The sequence below is a fragment of the Brachybacterium sp. ACRRE genome, assembly GCF_022346485.1.
Classification (GTDB): Bacteria; Actinomycetota; Actinomycetes; order Actinomycetales; family Dermabacteraceae; genus Brachybacterium; species Brachybacterium halotolerans.
In genome coordinates, this window is sequence record NZ_JAKRMO010000123.1 from 1 (window position 1) to 2301 (window position 2301).

General features: G+C 74.1%; 1 protein-coding gene and 1 pseudogene. Both read left to right on the forward strand.

The window, feature by feature from the left end; genetic code table 11:
- Nucleotides 1–167: 167 nt before the first annotated feature.
- Nucleotides 168–380, forward strand: a complete 213-nt coding sequence (locus tag MHY49_RS18855; protein ID WP_200501594.1) for a heavy-metal-associated domain-containing protein — start codon at nucleotides 168–170, stop codon at nucleotides 378–380.
- Nucleotides 381–505: 125 nt separating this feature from the next.
- Nucleotides 506–2203 (forward strand): annotated as a pseudogene (locus MHY49_RS18860) (heavy metal translocating P-type ATPase); the annotation flags it as partial.
- Nucleotides 2204–2301: the final 98 nt, after the last annotated feature.

Sequence of the window (2301 nt, forward strand, 5' to 3'; positions counted from 1 at the left end):
GACGGGGCGGACGTGACGGGGTCGATGGGGACGGGTGTCCGCAGGGTACCCGAGAGCTGGGTCGGACCGAGGCGGGACGGCCTCCCGGGCCCGTTGACACCTGTACCCCCTAGGGGTATAGATTCGGGGTGTGCCCGAGCGGGCACCCACGAACCGAGGAGGAGCCCATGACCACGACCGAGTTCCAGGTGACCGGGATGACCTGCGGGCACTGCGAGATGTCCGTGCGCGAGGAGGTCGGCGAGGTCCCCGGCGTCGAGGGCATCGAGGTCAGCCATGAGACCGGCCGTCTGGTCGTGACCGGCCCCGAGTCGATCGACGAGACCGCCGTGCTCGCCGCCGTCGAGGAGGCCGGGTACGAGGCCAGCCGCGTCGGCTGACGCGGCGACCTGAGGCGGTGCCTCGAGCCGGCCGTCCGGTCCGGCCCGCACCGCCGCCCACGCACCCTCCGATCCCGTCCCGAACGGATCCCATCCCGAATCGATCCCGCCCCGAAGGAGCTTCGATGACATCCGCCGACTCCGATGCGCGCAGCACGCCGAGCGGCGCCGTCGGTCCGCTGCGCGGGATCGACCTCGACATCGGCGGGATGACCTGCGCCTCCTGCGCGAACCGCATCGAGCGCAAGCTCAACAAGCTCGACGGCGTGGAGGCGAGCGTCAACTTCGCGACCGAGTCCGCGAGGGTCACCGCCCCCGCGGACCTCGACCCCAAGGTGCTGGTGGGGACCGTGGCCAAGGCCGGATACACGGCCACTGTGCCCGCGGGCGCGGCGCCGTCGGGCGGGGAGCTCTCGAGCCGCGCGCCGTCGGCCCCTGTGGGATCCGGCGCAGCCGGTCCGTCGGGCGCCCCGGGATCGTCGACCGGTTCCGCCGGCGAGGGGCCCGCCGACCCCGAACCCTCCGACGTCGAACCCGTCGACCCCGAGCTCGTCACCCTGCGCCCGCGCCTGATCGGCGCGGCCGTGCTCGGGATCCCCGTGATCGCCCTGGCCATGATCCCGGCGCTGCAGTTCACGTCCTGGCAGTGGGCCTCGCTCGCGCTCGCCGCACCGGTGATCGTCTGGGCCGGCTGGCCTTTCCATCGCGCGGCGCTCATCAACGCCCGCCACGGCGCGGCGACGATGGACACGCTGATCTCGATGGGCACCACGGCCGCGTTCCTGTGGTCGCTGTACGCCCTGTTCCTCGGGGACGCCGGCATGCCGGGCATGCACCACGGCTTCGACCTCACCATCGCCCGGTCCGACGGCGCCTCCACGATCTACCTCGAGGTCGCCGCCGGGGTCATCCTGTTCATCCTCGCCGGCCGGTACATCGAGAAGCGCTCGAAGCGCGAGGCCGGGGCCGCCCTGCGGGCCCTCCTCCATCTGGGCGCGAAGGACGTGGCCGTGCTGCGCGGCGGCACCGAGGTGCGCATGCCGATCGGCGACCTCGCGGTGGGCGACGAGTTCGTGGTGCGGCCCGGCGAGAAGATCGCGACCGACGGCGAGGTCGTCTCCGGGCACAGCGCCGTGGACGCCTCCATGCTCACCGGCGAGTCGGTGCCCCAGGAGGTCGCCGCGGGCGACGCGGTCACCGGCGCGACCGTCAACAGCGGCGGACGGCTCGTGGTGCGCGCGACCCGCGTGGGCGCCGACACCCAGCTCGCCCAGATGGCGCAGCTCGTGAAGGACGCCCAGTCCGGCAAGGCGCGGGTGCAGCGCCTGGCGGACCGGATCTCCGGCGTGTTCGTGCCGATCGTGCTGGGGATCGCGCTGGTCACGCTCGTCGTCTGGCTGCTCACCGGGCACGGAGCGGAGGCCGCGTTCACCGCGGCCGTGGCCGTCCTCATCATCGCCTGCCCGTGCGCGCTGGGCCTCGCGACCCCCACGGCTCTGCTCGTGGGCACCGGCCGCGGCGCCCAGCTGGGCATCCTCATCAAGGGCCCCGAGGTGCTCGAGAGCACCGGCGACCTCGACACGGTGGTCCTCGACAAGACCGGCACCGTGACCACCGGGCGCATGACCCTGGTCGACGTCCATCCGGCCGACGGCGTCGACACCGAGACGCTGCTGCGCCGCGCGGGCGCCGTCGAGGACTCCTCCGAGCACCCGATCGCCCAGGCCATCGCCCGCGGCGCCGGCGAGCGCATCGGCGACCTGCCCGAGGCGACCGGCTTCGAGGCCCTGCCCGGCCGCGGCGCCCGCGGGGTCGTCGACGGCGTGCGAGGCGGACAGCGTCGGCCGCGGAGCGCAGGTCGCTGCGCACCAGGGTGATGTCGGCGGCCTGGATCGCCGCGTCGGTGCCGCCGCCCATGGCC

Bases quoted from the DNA above. Each gene is read 5' to 3' on its own strand.
- MHY49_RS18855 (WP_200501594.1), top strand. From the start codon at position 168: ATGACCACGACCGAGTTCCAGGTGACCGGGATGACCTGCGGGCACTGC.